The following is a 15,906-nucleotide window of genomic DNA, read 5'->3' as shown; positions in this document are numbered from 1 at the left end:
TTCGAATGCCGGTTTGATTCTCCCCGGACCGGGGCAGGCCATGCCGTGACGAGGGGGCGGTGGCATGTCCTGGGCACGGCGCGACGAGGGCGGGCGGGCCCCGAGGCGACCCCGCCGGGAGCCCAACTCCCCTCCCCCGCAGCTCCGCAGAGTGGCCGTGCGGCCCCGCCGACGCGCACCCGGAAGGCGGGAACTTTTCCGGATGTAACGCTGCGTAACACGCAGGCCATTCGACCGCCGGGACGGATCCCCGGAAGCACCCGCGGGGGAGATCTGCCGCGAAACCTCCATATCGGCTGCCCGTATTCCGATATCCGGACACTGGCGACCGTTCGACTCCCCCCGGACACTGCCGTCCGATTACCGGACATTCCTTGGGTGAGCTGGGGATCCGGCAGTACACCCTTCCACAGGACGAGACGCGGTCCGCTATCCGGAGCCCGAAAACCCTTGTTGGCTCAGCATGTGAGATTTTCGCCAGGGGTGCTGATAACAAGAGAATCACAGCATGTCCGGACCTCTGCCCGAGCCGCCAAACCCGTTCTAGAGTCACGGCCAGTCACCGCGCCAACCGATTGGGCCTGGCCCAGCGCGCGACCCGGCACCCGCCAGCTCTGGCGCCGTGCCTTCCTGATCCAGAAGGGGACCCTCGTGCGTAAGAGTTCACTCCTTGTCGTGAGCATTGCCGTCACCGGAGCTCTCACCCTCTCCGCCTGCGGCTCGCGCGGTGAGAAGAAGGCCGGCGACGACGCCGCCGGCGGCACCGTCGTGACCATCGGCGTCGACGCGCCGCTCACCGGTCCGCTCGCCCCGCTCGGCCTCGGCATCCAGCACTCGGCCGAGCTCGCGGCGAAGATCGCCAACGACAACAAGGAAGTTCCCGGCGTCACCTTCAAGGTCAAGGCCCTCGACGACAAGAAGTCGCCGCAGGAAGGCCAGTCCAACGCCACCGCGCTGGTCGCGGACAAGACCGTGCTCGGCGTCGTCGGCCCGCTGAACTCCGGCGTCGCCCAGTCGATGCAGCAGATCTTCGAGACCGCCAACCTGGCCGAGATCTCCCCGGCGAACACCAACCCGGCGCTGACCCAGGGCGAGAAGTTCGACACCGAGAAGAAGCGTCCGTTCAAGACCTACTTCCGCACCGCCACCACCGACGCCATCCAGGGCCCCTTCGCCGCTCAGTACGCCTACAACGACCTGAGCAAGAAGAAGGCCTACCTGATCGACGACAAGAAGACCTACGGCGTCGGTCTCGTCGCGGCCTTCCAGAAGGAGTTCACCAAGCTCGGCGGCACGGTCGCGGGCAGCGACCACATCGACGAGAACAACCTGGACTTCTCCGCCGTCGTCACCAAGGCCAAGGCCGCCGGCGCCGACATCATCTACTACGGCGGCGAGTACCCGCAGTCCGGCCCGCTCAGCGACCAGCTGAAGAAGGCCGGCGTCACCGCCCCGCTCATGGGCGGCGACGGCATGTACGACCCCGAGTACATCAACAAGGCCAACAAGAACGCCGAGGGCGACTTCGCCACCTCGGTCGGCGCCCCGGTCGAGTCGCTCGACTCCGCCAAGAAGTTCGTCGCCGACTACGCGGCCGCCAAGTACGCGGACCCGTACGCCGCCTACGGCGGTTACTCCTACGACGCCGCCTGGGCCATCGTCCAGGGCGTCAAGGCCGTCGCCGCGGCCAACGGCGGCAAGCTGCCCGACGGCGCCCGCGGCAAGGTCGTCGAGGCGCTCAGCAAGGTCAGCTTCGACGGTGTGACCGGCAAGGTCGCCTTCGACGAGTACGGCGACGCGGTCAACAAGCAGCTGACCGTCTACGTCGTGAAGAGCGGCGCCTGGACCGTCGGCAAGTCCGGCACCTTCGCCGGCTGACACTCCGGCACCACCGCGGTACGCGCCGGACCGACTGACGACGTACCGGGGCACCACATCACGAACCACCAGGCGGGGGGCGCTGTGAACCAGCGCCCCCCGCTGTACACCACCTGTACGCGAGCGGTTCGAGCCCACCCCCACAGCGAACCCACCCACCGAACCCCCTCGGAGGCCCAGCGGTGCACGAACTGCCGCAGCAGCTGGCCAACGGCCTGATCCTCGGCGCCCTTTACGGGTTGATCGCGATCGGCTACACAATGGTCTACGGCATTGTCCAGCTCATCAACTTCGCCCACGGCGAGATCTTCATGACAGGTGGGTTCGGCGCCCTCACCACCTACATCATCCTGCCGTCCGGCACCAGTCTGTGGCTGGCCCTGCCACTGATGCTGCTCGGCGGCGTCCTGGTCGCCGTCGTCATCGCCGTGGCCGCCGAGCGCTTCGCCTACCGGCCGCTGCGCGGGGCCCCGAAGCTCGCACCACTGATCACCGCGATCGGCCTGTCGATCGCCCTCCAGCAGGCCGTCGAGCAGTTCTACCCGGGCGCCAAGTCCGGCCGCAGCTTCCCGCAGCTCCCCGGCGGCCCGTACGTCTTCGGCCCGATCACGCTGCAGCCCGCCGACATCTACCTGTTCGTCGCCGCCCCGCTGTGCATGGGCGCGCTCGCCGCCTTCGTCGGCAAGACCCGCACCGGCCGCGGCATGCAGGCCACCGCGCAGGACCCCGACACCGCCAAGCTCATGGGCATCAACACCGACCGCATCATCGTGATCGCCTTCGCGCTCGGTGCCGCGTTCGCCGCCGTCGCCTCGATCGGCTGGGGCCTGCGCTACGGCCAGGTCAGCCCCACCATGGGCTTCCTCGCCGGCCTCAAGGCCTTCACCGCGGCCGTCCTCGGCGGCATCGGCAACATCTACGGCGCCATGCTCGGCGGCCTCGTCCTCGGCGTCGCGGAGGCCATGGCCACCGCGTACATCCAGGACGTCCCCGGCATGCAGCAGCTCGGCGGCGGCTCCTGGGCCAACGTGTGGGCCTTCGTCCTGCTCATCGTCGTCCTCCTCGTGCGGCCACAAGGCCTACTCGGGGAACGCGTCGCGGACCGAGCCTGAGGAAGCGGGAGACCCACACCATGAGCACCTACACGCGTCGCGTCATCCCGATGCCCCCGGCCGCGGCCAAGGCCCTGGTCGCCGTCGGCGGCCTCGCCACCGCCGCCAGCACCATGATCCACTGGACCTACACCGCGGAGTTCCCCGGCGACCTCACCGTCGACGGCTACCCCGGCGGCCTGCAGATCCTCACCCTGGTCGCCGGCCTGCTCACCACCCTGTTCGCCCTCCCGCTGTACGGCGTCAAGGGCACCCGCTGGCTCAGCCCGGCCGGCCCCGAGGCCGCCGCGCTGATCCTGGCCGCCGCGGGCCTCGCCACCACCTGGTTCACCCTGATCGCCATCAGCGTCGAGCTCGGCGGCGTCGCCAACCTCGAACCGGGCGGCTTCCTGGCCGGCCTCGCCTCGCTGATCCCGTTCATCGGCGCCCTCGGCCTGCCCCAGCGCAGCACCGAGGCCGCGGCCCCCGACACCAAGAACCCGTTCGTCGCGGCCCGCTACGCCATCACCCACCTGATCGGCGCCCGCCCCGACCAGCGCCCCGCCGCCCCGCTCAACCGCTGGGTCGAGACGCTGATCATCATCGGCGCGGCCGCCGTCGGCCTCACCGTCTTCACCTACGGCATCACCACCGAGTACGGCGAGCTGTTCATCGGCTTCCTGATCATCACCGCGCTGGGCACCTGGGCGCTGGTCCGCGGCGGCCTGCTCGCGCAGCTCACCGCCATCACCGCGCGCCACCGCGGCACCACCACCGCCGCCGCCTTCGCCGCGGCCGCCGCGTTCCCGTTCACCCAGAGCGACGACCACTTCGCCACCGTCGGCGTCAACATCCTGATCTTCGCCACGGTCGCGCTCGGCCTCAACGTCGTCGTCGGCCTCGCCGGCCTGCTCGACCTCGGCTACGTCGCCTTCCTCGGCGTCGGCGCCTACGCCGCGGCCCTGGTCTCCGGCTCCACCTCCTCCCCGGTCGGCCTGCACTTCCCGTTCTGGGCCGCCGCCCTGACCGGCATGGCCGCCGCCCTGGTGTTCGGCGTCGTCATCGGCGCGCCGACGCTGCGCCTGCGCGGCGACTACCTGGCGATCGTCACGCTCGGCTTCGGTGAGATCTTCCGGATCGCCGTGAACAGCCTCGACGGCGTCTCCGGCCCCAAGGTCACCAACGGCCCCAACGGCATCCGCAACATCCCGGACCTCGACATCCTCGGGTTCAACTTCGGCGCCGAGCACACCTTCGGGTCCTTCACCCTCGGCCGGTTCGCCAACTACTTCCTGCTGATGCTCCTGGTCACCGCGTTCGTCGTGGTCATCTTCAGCCGCGCCAACGACTCCCGGATCGGCCGCGCCTGGGTCGCCATCCGCGAGGACGAGACCGCCGCCCAGGCGATGGGCATCAACGGCTTCAAGCTCAAGCTGCTCGCCTTCGCCCTCGGCGCCGCACTGGCCGGCCTGGCCGGCACCGTGATGGCCCACGTCAGCTACAGCGTGGTGCCGGACCCCTACCAGTTCGCCGCCTCGGTGCCGCCCAACAGCGCCTTCCTGGTCGCCGCGGTCGTGCTCGGCGGCATGGGCACCATCAGCGGCCCGCTGGTCGGCGCCACCCTGCTGTACCTGATCCCCGAGAAGCTGGTCTTCCTGAAGAACTACCAGCTGCTCGTCTTCGGTATCGCCCTCGTGCTGCTGATGCGCGTCCGGCCGGAGGGCCTGATCGCCAACCGCCGCGCCCAGCTGGAGTTCCACGAGGACGCCGCCGACGCGGCACCGGAACCGACCGAGCCCGCACTCACCAAGGCAGGGGCGTGACCCGCACCATGACCACCAGCACCGTCCCCGCCCCGCGCCCGGCCGACCCGCAGAGCGCCGTCCCGATCCTCGAAGCCACCGGCGTCATCATGCGCTTCGGCGGCCTCACCGCCGTCAACAACGTCGACCTCACCGTCAACAGCGGCGAGATCGTCGGCCTGATCGGTCCCAACGGCGCCGGCAAGACCACCTTCTTCAACTGCCTCACCGGCCTCTACGTGCCCACCGAGGGCACCGTGCGGTACAAGGGCACCGTCCTGCCGCCCAAGCCCCACCTGGTCACCCAGGCCGGCATCGCGCGGACCTTCCAGAACATCCGGCTGTTCGCCAACATGACCGTCCTGGAGAACGTCCTGGTCGGCCGGCACAGCCGCACCAAGGAAGGCCTCTTCTCCGCCATCCTGCGCGGCCCGGGCTACCGGCGCGCCGAGGCCGAGAGCCGCGAGAAGGCCATGGAGCTCCTGGAGTTCTGCGGCCTCGCCCACAAGGCCGAGCACCTGGCCCGCAACCTGCCCTACGGCGAGCAGCGCAAGCTGGAGATCGCCCGCGCGCTGGCCAGCGACCCCGGCCTGCTGCTGCTCGACGAGCCCACCGCCGGCATGAACCCGCAGGAGACCCGCGCCGCCGAGGAGCTGGTCTTCGCGATCCGCGACAAGGGCATCGCGATCCTGGTCATCGAGCACGACATGCGGTTCATCTTCAACCTGTGCGACCGCACCGCCGTCCTGGTCCAGGGCCAGAAGATCGTCGAGGGTGACCGCGAGACCGTCCAGAGCGACGAGCGGGTCATCACCGCCTACCTCGGTGCGCCGCTCGAGGGCGCCACCGACGCCGCCGAGGCCACCGAGGCCCCGGCAGCAAGCACGGACACCAGCACGGAGGCAGACCAGTGACCGCGCTCCTTGAGGTCGAGGACCTCCGCGTCTCGTACGGCAAGATCGAAGCCGTCAAGGGCATCAGCTTCACGGTGAACCAGGGCGAGGTCACCACCCTGATCGGCACCAACGGCGCCGGCAAGACCACCACCCTGCGCACCCTCTCAGGGCTGCTGCGGCCCACCGCGGGCAAGATCAGCTTCGAGGGCCAGCCACTCACCACGGTGCCCGCGCACAAGATCGTCTCGCTCGGCCTGGCCCACTCCCCCGAGGGCCGGCACATCTTCCCGCGGATGACCATCGAGGAGAACCTCCTCCTCGGCGCCTTCCTCCGCAAGGACACCCCCGGCATCACCGAGGACGTGGAGCGCGCCTACACGCTCTTCCCGATCCTCGGCGAGCGCCGCAAGCAGGCCGCCGGCACGCTCTCCGGCGGCGAGCAGCAGATGCTCGCCATGGGGCGCGCGCTGATGTCCCGTCCGAAGCTCCTGATGCTGGACGAGCCCTCGATGGGCCTGTCCCCGCTGATGATGCAGAAGATCATGGCGACCATCGTCGAGCTGAAGGCCGCCGGCACCACCATCCTGCTGGTCGAGCAGAACGCCCAGGCCGCGCTCTCGCTCTCCGACCAGGGCTACGTCATGGAGACCGGCCGCATCGTGCTCACCGGCACCGGCGCGGACCTGCTCCACGACGAGTCGGTCCGCAAGGCGTACCTCGGCGAGGACTGAGCACCGCCGCCCGTACGCACCAGTGCCCCGCCGGGTCCGCCCGGCGGGGCACTGGCCTGTGGTGACGCCCGGTCAGGCCTCGGTCTCGGCCTTCTTCCGGTCCTGCGCGTCGCCCTCCTCGATCACGGCCTCGGCCACCGCCGCCATGGTCATCCGGCGGTCCATCGAGGTCTTCTGGATCCACCGGAACGCGGCCGGCTCGTTCAGCCCGAACTTGGTCTGCAGGACGCTCTTTGCCCGGTCCACCAGCTTGCGGGTCTCCAGCCGTTGGGTGAGATCCGCGATCTCCTCCTCCAGCGTGCGCATCTCGGTGTAGCGGGAGACCGCCATCTCGATCGCCGGCACCAGGTCGCTCTTGCTGAACGGCTTCACGATGTACGCCATCGCGCCCGCGTCCCGGGCCCGGTCGACCAGCTCGCGCTGGGAGAAGGCGGTGAGCATCAGGACCGGCGCCAGGTGCGCCTCGTGGATCTGCTCGGCCGCGGAGAGGCCGTCCAGGACGGGCATCTTCACGTCCAGGATCGCCAGGTCGGGCTTGAGCTCCTCGACCAGCCGCACCGCGGTCGCGCCGTCGCCCGCCTCACCGACGACGGTGTAGCCCTCCTCCTCCAGCATCTCCTTCAGGTCGAGGCGGATCAGCGCCTCGTCCTCGGCGATGACAATTCGGGTGATCTGGGGCAGGTCGGTCTCAAGCGGCTGGGGCTGCTCGTCGGCGGTGCTCACGGGGCTCCTCGTTCCGGCGGGGTGCTGCATGCACGAGCCTACCTAGCTGCGCCCGATCGCGTGCACAGGGTATCCTTCTGACGCTCAACCTCGCCGGGTTGGTGGAATGGCATACACGGATGTCTCAAACACATCTGCCTGAGAGGGCTTGCGGGTTCGAATCCCGCACCCGGCACAGCGATTTCCCTTTGAATCCAATCCCGCAGGAGATTGGGCGAAGTTCATCACCTTGGGTGGCACTTAACGTCGAAGCCCTTCGCACACCGACCGGCGTTCGATCCTGGGCGGCATGGTCGAACACTCCACGCGCGAACAGGCCCTCCACCTCCTCCGCAAGGGCCGCCCCAATGCCGAGGTCGCCCGCCGGCTCGGGGTGCCGGTCGGAACGGTGGGCTGGTGGAAGCACCGGGATCTGGCCGAGCGCAACGCCCTCCCCGGGCGCAAACGCTCCACCTGTCCGCACTGTCACGGGGATCCCCTGGACGGCGCCGCCTACACGTACCTGCTCGGCCTGTACCTGGGCGACGGCCACATCATCCAGCCCAAGCAGCACCGCGCACCCAACCTCGCCATCACCTGCGACGACAAATGGCCGGGCCTCCAGGACGCCGCCGAGCAGGCCATGCGCCAGGTGTTGCCCAACAACACCCCCTGCCGGGTGCGACGCACCGGATGCCATGACGTGAAGGTCTACTCGAAACACCTGCCCTGCTACTTCCCCCAGCACGGGCCCGGGAAGAAGCACGAGCGTCCGATCGAGCTGGCCCCCTGGCAGCAGGCCCTGGTGGACGCCCACCCCTGGGGCCTGGTCCGCGGGCTGATCCACTCCGACGGGTGCCGGATCACCAACTGGGCCACCCGGACCGTCGAGGGCGTGGTGCGCCGCCACGAGTACCCCAGGTACTTCTTCACCAACACCTCCGGCGACATCAGGCGGATCTTCACCGACACCCTCGACACCCTGGGCGTGGCATGGAAGGCGTCCGTCCCCCGGCCGCAGGGGCAGGTCAACGTGTCCATCGCCCGGCGGGCGTCGGTGGCGTTGCTGGACGAGCATGTGGGGGCCAAGTGGTGACGGCGCAGCCCTCCCCCCGGAGGGCTGCGCCGTCGGTCGGTGGGTGGGTGGTCAGCCGGTGGGGCCGCTGGCCTTGACGCCGGTGGCGGGGAGGACGGCGGTGGCGGGGGTGGCGTGGTCGGGGTCGGTGACGGAGAGGGTGTAGTCGCCGTCGGTGGCGCCGGAGAAGACGAACCAGGCGACCTGGTCCTGGCGGCCGGGGCGGTCGGGGTAGATGGCCTCGATCGGGGCGACGGTGGGGCCGATCTCCTCGCCGCCGGGGAGCTTCAGCCGCAGGCTGCCGCCGTCGACGGCCATCCCGGCGGGGCCGACCTGCCCGGTCATGTCGAAGACGACGAGCAGGCCGCGCTGGCCGAGTGTGAGGGCGCCGCTGCCGTTGCCGCCGCCGACGTCGGCGCGGAGCTGGGCGGTCTTGAGGTTGAGGGTCAGGCGCCCCGAGGTGAGGGTGGGGTTGGCCGGGAGCTTGAGGTCGACGGGGGCGAGGGTGACGGCGGGGCGGCCGCCGGTGCCGAGCGGGACGACCGCCTGGGCCTGGCCGGCGTCGCCGAGGACCAGGGAGGCGCCGTCGAGGGAGAAGGCGCCGGTGCCGGTGAAGGTGAGCGGCAGCGGGTTGCTCGCACCGGGGGTGGGCGGGACGGCGGCGCCGCGGTCGCCGGTGAGCGGGGTGCCGTTGACGTCGATGGCGATGTCGGGCCAGTCGCGGACGGCGGTGGTCCTGAAGGTGTTGGTGACGGTGGTGGCGAGGGTGACCTTGAAGTGTTCGCCGTCGGGGTCCGGGGCGTAGGTGGCGCTCTTGACGTCGAAGCGCAGGCCGCCCCAGTAGGCGGTCTTTCCGATGGTGACGGTGCCGGCCTTGCCGGTGGCCGCCGCGGTGGCGGCCGCGGTGCCGGAGCCGGCGCCGGGGGTGGTGGTGGCACCCGTGGTGGCGGCCGGGGCGGCGTCGTCGCTGCCGTCGGGCTGGCAGGCGGTGGCGAGGCCTGCGGTGAGGAGGGCTGCGGCGAGGGCGAGGGCGGTGGTTCTGCGCGGTCTGCTGCTGCTCATGGCGGGTTGGTCCCCTTGTGGGCGGCCCTGCTGCCGGGCCGGTCGAGGGGAACGTACCCGGCCGGGCGGGGCGCGGGGGGCGCTGTGACCGGATGGGGACGGTTCCGGTGCCCGGCCGCCGTGATCGGTGCCGGACCGTGAAGGCCGCCGGACGCACGAGGGCGCCGCCCCCTCCCAAAGGGGCGGCGCCGGTGCGGTGTTGCGGGGCGGGGTGCGGGCGGTCAGTTGTGGAGTTCGCCGACGTGGTGCACCCGGACCAGGTTGGTGGAGCCGGCCAGGCCGGGGGGCGAACCGGCGGTGATGATGACGATGTCGCCGCGCCGGCAGCGGCCGAGGCTGAGCAGCTGGGCGTCGACCTGGGCGACCATCTCGTCGGTGGTGGGGACGAAGGGGCCGAGGAAGGTCTCCACGCCCCAGGTGAGGGCGAGTTGGCTGCGCACGGCGGGCTCGTAGGTGAAGGCGAGCACCGGGATGGGCGAGCGGTAGCGGGTGAGCCGGCGGGCGGTGTCGCCGCTCTGGGTGAAGGCGATCAGGTACTTGGCGTCGAGGAAGTCGCCGATCTCGGCGGCCGCGCGGGCGACGGCGCCGCCCTGGGTGCGGGGCTTGTTGTGCTCGGTGAGCGCCGGCAGGCCGGCGGCGAGGATGTCGGCCTCGGCCGCCTCGATGATGCGGCTCATGGTCTTGACGGTCTCGACGGGGTACTTGCCGACCGAGGTCTCCCCGGAGAGCATCACGGCGTCGGTGCCGTCGAGCACGGCGTTGGCGACGTCGGAGGCCTCGGCCCGGGTGGGCCGGGAGGCATTGATCATCGAGTCGAGCATCTGGGTGGCGACGATGACCGGCTTGGCGTTCCGCTTGGCCAGCTTGACGGCGCGCTTCTGGACGATCGGCACCTGCTCCAGCGGGAGTTCGACGCCGAGGTCGCCGCGGGCGACCATGATGCCGTCGAAGGCGTCCACGATGGCTTCGAGATTCTCGACGGCCTGCGGCTTCTCGATCTTGGCGATCACCGGGAGGACGCGTTCCTCCTCGGCCATGATCCGGTGCACCTCGTCGATGTCCTTGGCGCTGCGGACGAAGGAGAGGGCGATCAGGTCGACCCCGGTCCGCAGGGCCCAGCGCAGGTCGGCGACGTCCTTGTCGCTGAGCGCGGGCACCGAGACGGCGACGCCGGGGAGGTTGAGGCCCTTGTGGTCGGAGATCAGGCCGCCCTCGATGACGATGCAGTGCACCCGGGGGCCGTCGACGTGGGTGACCTCCAGGCAGACCCGGCCGTCGTCGATCAGGATGCGCTCGCCGCGGGAGACGTCCGCGGCGAGGCCCTTGTAGGTGGTCCCGCAGATGTCGCGGTCGCCCTCGATGTCCTCGACGGTGATGGTGAACTCGTCACCGCGTTCAAGAAGTACCGGTCCGTCGGCGAAGGTGTCGAGTCTGATCTTCGGGCCTTGGAGGTCGACGAGGACGCCGACACTGCGGCCGGACTCGTCGGAGGCTTTGCGGACCCGGCGGTAGCGTTCCTCGTGCTCCAGCTGGGACCCGTGGCTCAGGTTGAATCGGGCGATGTCCATTCCGGCGTCGACCAGGGCTTTGATCTGGTCGTACGAGTCGGCGGCCGGCCCGAGGGTACAGACGATTTTTGCTCGGCGCATACCTCTAGAGCGTAGGCATTACCGGCGCGTAACAACGAGGTTCCGGCGGGCCGAGCGGTGGCGGTTGCAGAAAGTTTTGATTAACAAACTGACACATCGTGACTTGCCGCGCACGGAGTTGGAGTTACCGCCGATGGACAGACCGCCGCGAGCTGCACGGACGGCCGTCCGGGCGGCCGGCGGGCGGTGGTTCGGGTGAGAGCAATCCCGGCCGGTTGACGTACGGCGGTTCGACCCCGGTGACCCGGCGCGGTCGGCGCGTCACGCCGGGGTCGCCAAGATCTCACCTGCCGGAAACGTCCGGGGTCTGGCCCCGGCACGTTCGGGCGGGCAGACTTCTACGCGCGTCACGACCTGGTCCCGCCAGTGCAGCTGACGGTCCGTCCGCCCCACGTTGGAGTCGTTCATGCCCCTGAACCGCCGTGATTTCGTGACCCGCTCCGCCGCCACCGCGGCCGGCGCCGCCCTGGTCGGCGCCGTCCCCGTGGCCGCCGCGACCCCGGCCGCCGCCAAGGGCGTCGACGAGGTGGCCGGGAGGGCGCCGGTCAAGGAGTCCTTCACCGTGATGGGCACCACCGACCTGCACGGACACGTGCTGAACTGGGAGTACTTCACCGACTCCGAGTACGACGACAAGGCGCACAACGACGTCGGCCTGGCCAAGATCTCCACCCTGGTGAAGCAGGTCCGCGAGGAGAAGGGCTGCCACCGCACCCTGCTGATCGACGCGGGCGACACCATCCAGGGCACCCAGCTGTCGTACTACTACGCCCGGGTCGAGCCGATCACCGGCAAGCGCCCGCCGAAGCACCCGATGGCCGCCGCGATGAACGCGATCGGCTACGACGCGGCCGCGCTCGGCAACCACGAGTTCAACTACGGCATCCCGCTGCTGCGCGCCTACGAGAAGCAGCTGGACTTCCCGCTGCTGGGCGCCAACGCCCAGGACGCGAAGAGCGAGCGGCCGGCCTTCGCCCCGTACGTGATCAAGGAGCTGCGCCTCGGCCACGGGCGGCCGCTGCGGGTGGGCATCCTCGGGCTGACCAACCCGGGCATCGCCATCTGGGACAAGGCCAACGTCTCGGGGCAGCTGGTCTTCCCCGGCATCGTCGAGATGGCGCAGAAGTACGTGCCGCGGCTGCGGGCGGCGGGCGCCGACGTGGTGGTGGTGGCCTCGCACTCGGGCATGGACGAGGTGTCCTCCTACGGCGACCAGCTGCCCTGGCCGGAGAACGCCTCGGTGCAGCTGGCCGAGACCGTGCCGGGCGTGGACGCGGTGCTGGTCGGCCACGCGCACAAGGAGATCCCGCAGCGGCTGGTGGTCAACAGGACCACCGGGAAGACCGTGGTGCTCTCCGAGCCGCTGTGCTGGGGCGAGCGGCTGACCTGCTTCGACTTCGAGGTGGAGTACCGGCACGGTGCGTGGTCGGTCACCGCCGTCACCTCCCGGGTGCTGAACTCCAACACGGTGGCCGAGGACCCGGCGATCGTGAAGCTGATCGGCGCCCAGCACAAGAAGGTGGTCGGCTACGTCAACCAGGTGATCGGCACCAGCAAGACCGAACTGTCCATCGCCGAGGCCCGGTTCAAGGACGTGCCGATCATCGACCTGATCGGCCGGGTGCAGGCGGACGCGGTGAAGGCGGCGCTCGCCTCGACCTCGTACGCGGCGCTGCCGGTGCTGGCGCAGGCCGCGCCGTTCAACCGGACCGCGCTGATCCCGGCCGGCGAGGTGAAGCTGCGGGACGCGGCGGGGCTGTACATCTACGAGAACACCCTGGAGGCCCGGCTGCTGACCGGCGCCCAGATCAAGGACTACCTGGAGTACTCCGCCCGGTACTTCGCACAGCTGGCGCCGAGCGACCCGGTCAACCTGGACACCCTGACCAATCAGCTGAACATCCCGGACTACAACTACGACTCGGTCTACGGCGTCTCCTACGACATCGACCTGACCCAGCCGGTGGGCTCGCGGATCACCGGGCTGTCGTACGAGGGCAAGCCGGTCGAGGCGGCGGCGCAGTTCGTGCTGGCGGTGAACAACTACCGGGCCAACGGCGGCGGCAACTTCCCGCACGTGGCGGCGGCCACCAAGGTCTGGTCCGACTCGGACGAGATCCGCAACACGATGATCGCCTGGGTGAAGGCCAAGGGCGTGATCGACCCGGCCGAGATCAGCGGTGGCACCTGGCGGCTGGTGCGCGCGGGCGTGCCGCTGTTCCAGGGCGTGTCCGACAAGCCCTAGCGGCTCCGCGCACCGGTGGGCGGCGGGCCCGGCAGCAGCGAGCTGCCGGGCCCGCCGCGGCCGTCAGCCCGCGAAGCGGCCGAGGGCGACGAAGGCGGCGAGCAGCAGCAGCACGGCGTTCACCGGCAGCGAGGCGTACTCGCCCCGGCGCTGGTGGATCCGGGCCGCGACCAGCTGGACCACGGCCAGGCCGGCGGCGGCGATCGGGGTGAGGACCGGGGCGATGCCGGTGGCCTGCGGCAGCACCAGGCCGAGGGCCCCGAGTATCTCGACCAGGCCGATCAGGCGCAGGGACCGCTCCGAGTGGTCCGCGACCCAGCCCATCCGCGGGTTCTCCAGCAGCTTGGCCCGCGACTGTCCGGCCTTGGTCAGGCCGGCGGCGAGGTAGAGCGCGGCCAGCAGGCCGGCGACGATCCAGAGCGTGAGGTTCAACGGGGGCTCCCGGTGCCATTGGTTACCATCAGTGCGTTGCCGCATGATGCGTGACTTTCAGGACTCCTACAAAAGGCACACGGCTGTGCGTGACGAACAGGAAGGTGCCCGATGGCCGACGAGAGGGTGGCGGCGCCGATGGCCTGTCCAGGGCCGGACGAGGCCCGGGCGGTGCGGGAGCTGCTGGACCGGATCGGGGACAAGTGGAGCCTGCTGGTGATCGGCACCCTGCACGGCGGCCCGCTGCGCTTCGGTGAGCTCCAGCAGGCGGTGGCGGGCATCTCCCAGCGGATGCTGACCCGCACCCTGCGGCACCTGGAGCGGGACGGGCTGGCGACCCGGACGGCGTTCGCCGAGGTCCCGCCGCGGGTGGTGTACGAGCTGACCGAGCTGGGGCGGACCTTGATCACCCCGGTGCGGGCGCTGGCCCGGTGGGCGGAGCTGCACCACCGGCAGATCGACGCCAACCGGGAGCGGTTCGACACCGGCCGACCGGGGCACGAGGGCACAGGTACGCGGACCCAGGAGGGGACATGATCTTCGAGACCGAGCGGCTGACCGTCCGGCAGTGGACGGCGGACGACGTGGACCGCGCCTTCGACCTCTACTCGCGCTGGGAGGTGGCCCGTTGGCTGGGGTCGACGCCCCGGGCGCTGGAGGCGCGGGCGGAGGCCGAGGCGCTGGTGGAGCGGTTCCGCGGCCGGGGCGCCGATCCGCGGTTCGGCTGCTGGGCGGTGCAGGTGCGCGGGACGGACGTGGTGGCGGGCACCGTGCTGCTGGTGCCGATCCCGGGCGGCGGCGGGGAGGTCGAGGTGGGCTGGCACTTCCACCCGGACTCCTGGGGCCGCGGGTATGCGACCGAGGCGGCCCGCGGGGCCCTGGCGAAGGGGTTCGCCGAGGGGCTGCCGGAGGTCTTCGCGGTGACGTACCCGGACAACACGCCCTCCCAGGCGGTCTGCCGCCGGCTGGGCATGGAGCCGCTGGGGCGGACCGACCGCTGGTACGGGACGGAGCTGGAGGCGTTCCGGCTGGCCGCCGGATGAGGCCGCCGCACCTGCTCGGCCGGCTGCCCGGTGCGGCCGCTCAGGCCGCCCCGGCCGACGGCCGCTCCGCCGCGGTGGGCACGCCGAGCCGCTCCAGCAGCAGCAGGGCCGGGACGGCGGCGAGGCTGAGGCCGCCGAGCAGGGCCCAGGGCCAGGCCGGGCCCTGGGCCAGCAGCAGGGTCAGCAGCCAGGGTGCGGCGGTCTGGCCGAAGGTCCAGGAGAGCTGGTAGACGGCCAGGTAGCGGCCGCGCAGCGCCGGATCGGCCAGTCGGACGCTGAGTTCCTCGGAGTACGGGGAGGCCACCGTCTCGGCGAGGTTGTAGACCAGCATGGCCAGGTGCGCGCCGGCCACGGCGGCCCAGCCGGGCGCGGCGGCGAGCAGGGCGAAGAGGGCGAAGGCCAGCACGTTGAGCAGCGATCCGGCGGCGATCACCCGGGTCGGGCGCAGGTGCCTCAGGCGGCGGGCGACGGCGGTCTGGGTGAGGACGATCTGGGCGCTGTTGAGGACCAGCAGGGAGCCGGCCACCCAGGCCTGCTGGTGCAGGCCTTCGGTGAGGTAGAGGGCGAGCAGCAGGCTGAGCACGAGCGAGGCGAAGACGAAGCTGAGGTTGACGGCGACCAGCAGCAGGTAGCGGCCGTCGCGCAGGACGCTGCGGTAGCTGCCCTGCGGTCCGGTGCGGGCGGTGGTGGGGGCGTTGAGGGGGCGCCAGGTGGCGAGCAGCAGGGCGGCGAGGGCGAAGCTGACGGCGTTGCCGAGGACGGTGGCGCGCAGTCCGGTGGTGCCGCCGAGGGCGAGCAGCAGGGCGCCGGCGGCGCCGCCGAGGGCCAGGCCGCCGTTGCGCAGGGCGCCGATCAGGGCGAACCAGCGGGGGCGGTCCTCGGGTTGGCCGGCGAGCACCACGAGGCCGGTGCTGGCGGTCCAGTAGGCGGCGGTGCCGATCTGGGCGAGAGCGACCACGGTGACGATCTGCCAGGTCTGGTGGGCAGCGAGGAAGGCGGTGTGGGCGAGGGCGGAGAGCAGGTTGGCGGTGGCGGCGACCCGGCGGGCGCCGTAGCGGTCGATCAGCGGGCCGATCAGGATCGCGGTGGGCAGGGCGAGCAGCCGGGCGAGGCTGATGGCGGCGCCGATGGCGGGCAGGCCGAGGGCGGTGGTGCGGGCGAAGTAGACGACGGTGAAGGCGAGCAGGAGTCCGCTGCCGAGGCTGTCGATCAGGTGGGCGCCGAGGAGGTTACGCTGCCGGGCGGTGCTCGGGCGGGTGCGGGGCGGGGGCAGGATCGTGCTGGTCATGCGGCGATCCTC

At 71.0% G+C, this 15,906-nt stretch carries 14 protein-coding genes and 1 tRNA gene; 10 read left to right on the top strand and 5 right to left on the bottom strand.

From position 1 onward, the window contains the following. The first annotated feature begins 651 nt into the window (after positions 1-651). The 5 genes from AB0K43_RS10055 to AB0K43_RS10035 all read left to right on the top strand — a co-directional run bounded on the left by AB0K43_RS10055 (position 652) and on the right by AB0K43_RS10035 (position 6,398). The gene (locus AB0K43_RS10055; RefSeq protein ID WP_363637785.1) at positions 652-1,878 is read left to right on the top strand and encodes a branched-chain amino acid ABC transporter substrate-binding protein; all 1,227 of its coding nucleotides are present in this window, start codon (positions 652-654) and stop codon (positions 1,876-1,878) included. Between the two features lie 182 nt (positions 1,879-2,060). Then, the gene (locus tag AB0K43_RS10050) at positions 2,061-2,990 is read left to right on the top strand and encodes a branched-chain amino acid ABC transporter permease (protein ID WP_363637783.1); all 930 of its coding nucleotides are present in this window, start codon (positions 2,061-2,063) and stop codon (positions 2,988-2,990) included. Positions 2,991-3,010: 20 nt separating this feature from the next. Next, positions 3,011-4,792 carry a branched-chain amino acid ABC transporter permease gene (locus tag AB0K43_RS10045; protein WP_363637781.1) on the top strand — a complete coding sequence of 594 codons (1,782 nt, stop codon included), beginning with the start codon at positions 3,011-3,013 and terminating at the stop codon, positions 4,790-4,792. Between the two features lie 8 nt (positions 4,793-4,800). Further along, the gene (locus AB0K43_RS10040; RefSeq protein WP_363637876.1) at positions 4,801-5,685 is read left to right on the top strand and encodes an ABC transporter ATP-binding protein; all 885 of its coding nucleotides are present in this window, start codon (positions 4,801-4,803) and stop codon (positions 5,683-5,685) included. Continuing rightward, positions 5,682-6,398 (top strand): ABC transporter ATP-binding protein, encoded by a 717-nt coding sequence (locus tag AB0K43_RS10035; protein WP_363637779.1) that lies wholly within the window; start codon positions 5,682-5,684, stop codon positions 6,396-6,398. The genes AB0K43_RS10040 and AB0K43_RS10035 overlap by 4 nt, the downstream gene beginning before the upstream one ends. 72 nt (positions 6,399-6,470) lie before the next feature. Here the strand turns inward: AB0K43_RS10035 and AB0K43_RS10030 are convergent, their stop codons facing one another. Next, the gene (locus AB0K43_RS10030; protein WP_363637777.1) at positions 6,471-7,121 is read right to left on the bottom strand and encodes a response regulator; all 651 of its coding nucleotides are present in this window, start codon (positions 7,119-7,121) and stop codon (positions 6,471-6,473) included. Positions 7,122-7,213: 92 nt separating this feature from the next. Here AB0K43_RS10030 and AB0K43_RS10025 point away from each other — a divergent pair. Together AB0K43_RS10025 and AB0K43_RS10020 are read left to right on the top strand one after the other, a co-directional pair. Beyond that, a tRNA-Leu gene (locus tag AB0K43_RS10025) sits at positions 7,214-7,296 on the top strand. Between the two features lie 114 nt (positions 7,297-7,410). After that, positions 7,411-8,196: a helix-turn-helix domain-containing protein gene (locus AB0K43_RS10020; protein WP_363637775.1), complete on the top strand. Its 786-nt coding sequence runs from the start codon at positions 7,411-7,413 to the stop codon at positions 8,194-8,196. Positions 8,197-8,247: 51 nt separating this feature from the next. On the opposite strand, the gene AB0K43_RS10015 is transcribed toward AB0K43_RS10020, so the two are convergent. Together AB0K43_RS10015 and pyk are read right to left on the bottom strand one after the other, a co-directional pair. After that, positions 8,248-9,237, bottom strand: a complete 990-nt coding sequence (locus AB0K43_RS10015; RefSeq protein WP_363637773.1) for a hypothetical protein — start codon at positions 9,235-9,237, stop codon at positions 8,248-8,250. A 221-nt stretch (positions 9,238-9,458) separates the two neighbouring features. Continuing rightward, positions 9,459-10,886, bottom strand: coding sequence for a pyruvate kinase (pyk, locus tag AB0K43_RS10010; RefSeq protein ID WP_363637771.1), 1,428 nt, complete (start codon positions 10,884-10,886; stop codon positions 9,459-9,461). A 406-nt stretch (positions 10,887-11,292) separates the two neighbouring features. Here pyk and AB0K43_RS10005 point away from each other — a divergent pair, with 406 nt between their 5' ends. Beyond that, positions 11,293-13,131 (top strand): 5'-nucleotidase C-terminal domain-containing protein, encoded by a 1,839-nt coding sequence (locus tag AB0K43_RS10005; protein WP_363637769.1) that lies wholly within the window; start codon positions 11,293-11,295, stop codon positions 13,129-13,131. 63 nt (positions 13,132-13,194) lie between these two features. Here AB0K43_RS10005 and AB0K43_RS10000 read toward each other — a convergent pair whose 3' ends face one another. Then, positions 13,195-13,563, bottom strand: coding sequence for a DoxX family protein (locus AB0K43_RS10000; RefSeq protein ID WP_363637767.1), 369 nt, complete (start codon positions 13,561-13,563; stop codon positions 13,195-13,197). Between the two features lie 111 nt (positions 13,564-13,674). Between AB0K43_RS10000 and AB0K43_RS09995 the strand changes: the two genes are divergently transcribed. After that, positions 13,675-14,100, top strand: a complete 426-nt coding sequence (locus tag AB0K43_RS09995) for a helix-turn-helix domain-containing protein (RefSeq protein ID WP_363637765.1) — start codon at positions 13,675-13,677, stop codon at positions 14,098-14,100. Then, on the top strand, positions 14,097-14,606 hold the full coding sequence (locus AB0K43_RS09990) for a GNAT family N-acetyltransferase (protein WP_363637763.1): 510 nt from the start codon (positions 14,097-14,099) through the stop codon (positions 14,604-14,606). Before AB0K43_RS09995 ends, AB0K43_RS09990 begins: the two co-directional genes overlap by 4 nt. A 40-nt stretch (positions 14,607-14,646) precedes the next feature. Here AB0K43_RS09990 and AB0K43_RS09985 read toward each other — a convergent pair whose 3' ends face one another. Beyond that, positions 14,647-15,894 (bottom strand): MFS transporter, encoded by a 1,248-nt coding sequence (locus AB0K43_RS09985; RefSeq protein WP_363637761.1) that lies wholly within the window; start codon positions 15,892-15,894, stop codon positions 14,647-14,649. Positions 15,895-15,906 lie beyond the last annotated feature (12 nt).

The sequence above is a fragment of the Kitasatospora sp. NPDC049258 genome (assembly GCF_040678895.1).
In the GTDB taxonomy this organism is placed as follows: domain Bacteria; phylum Actinomycetota; class Actinomycetes; order Streptomycetales; family Streptomycetaceae; genus Kitasatospora.
Note: the sequence above shows the minus strand (reverse complement) of the source record. Positions and strands in the feature narration are given on the sequence as shown.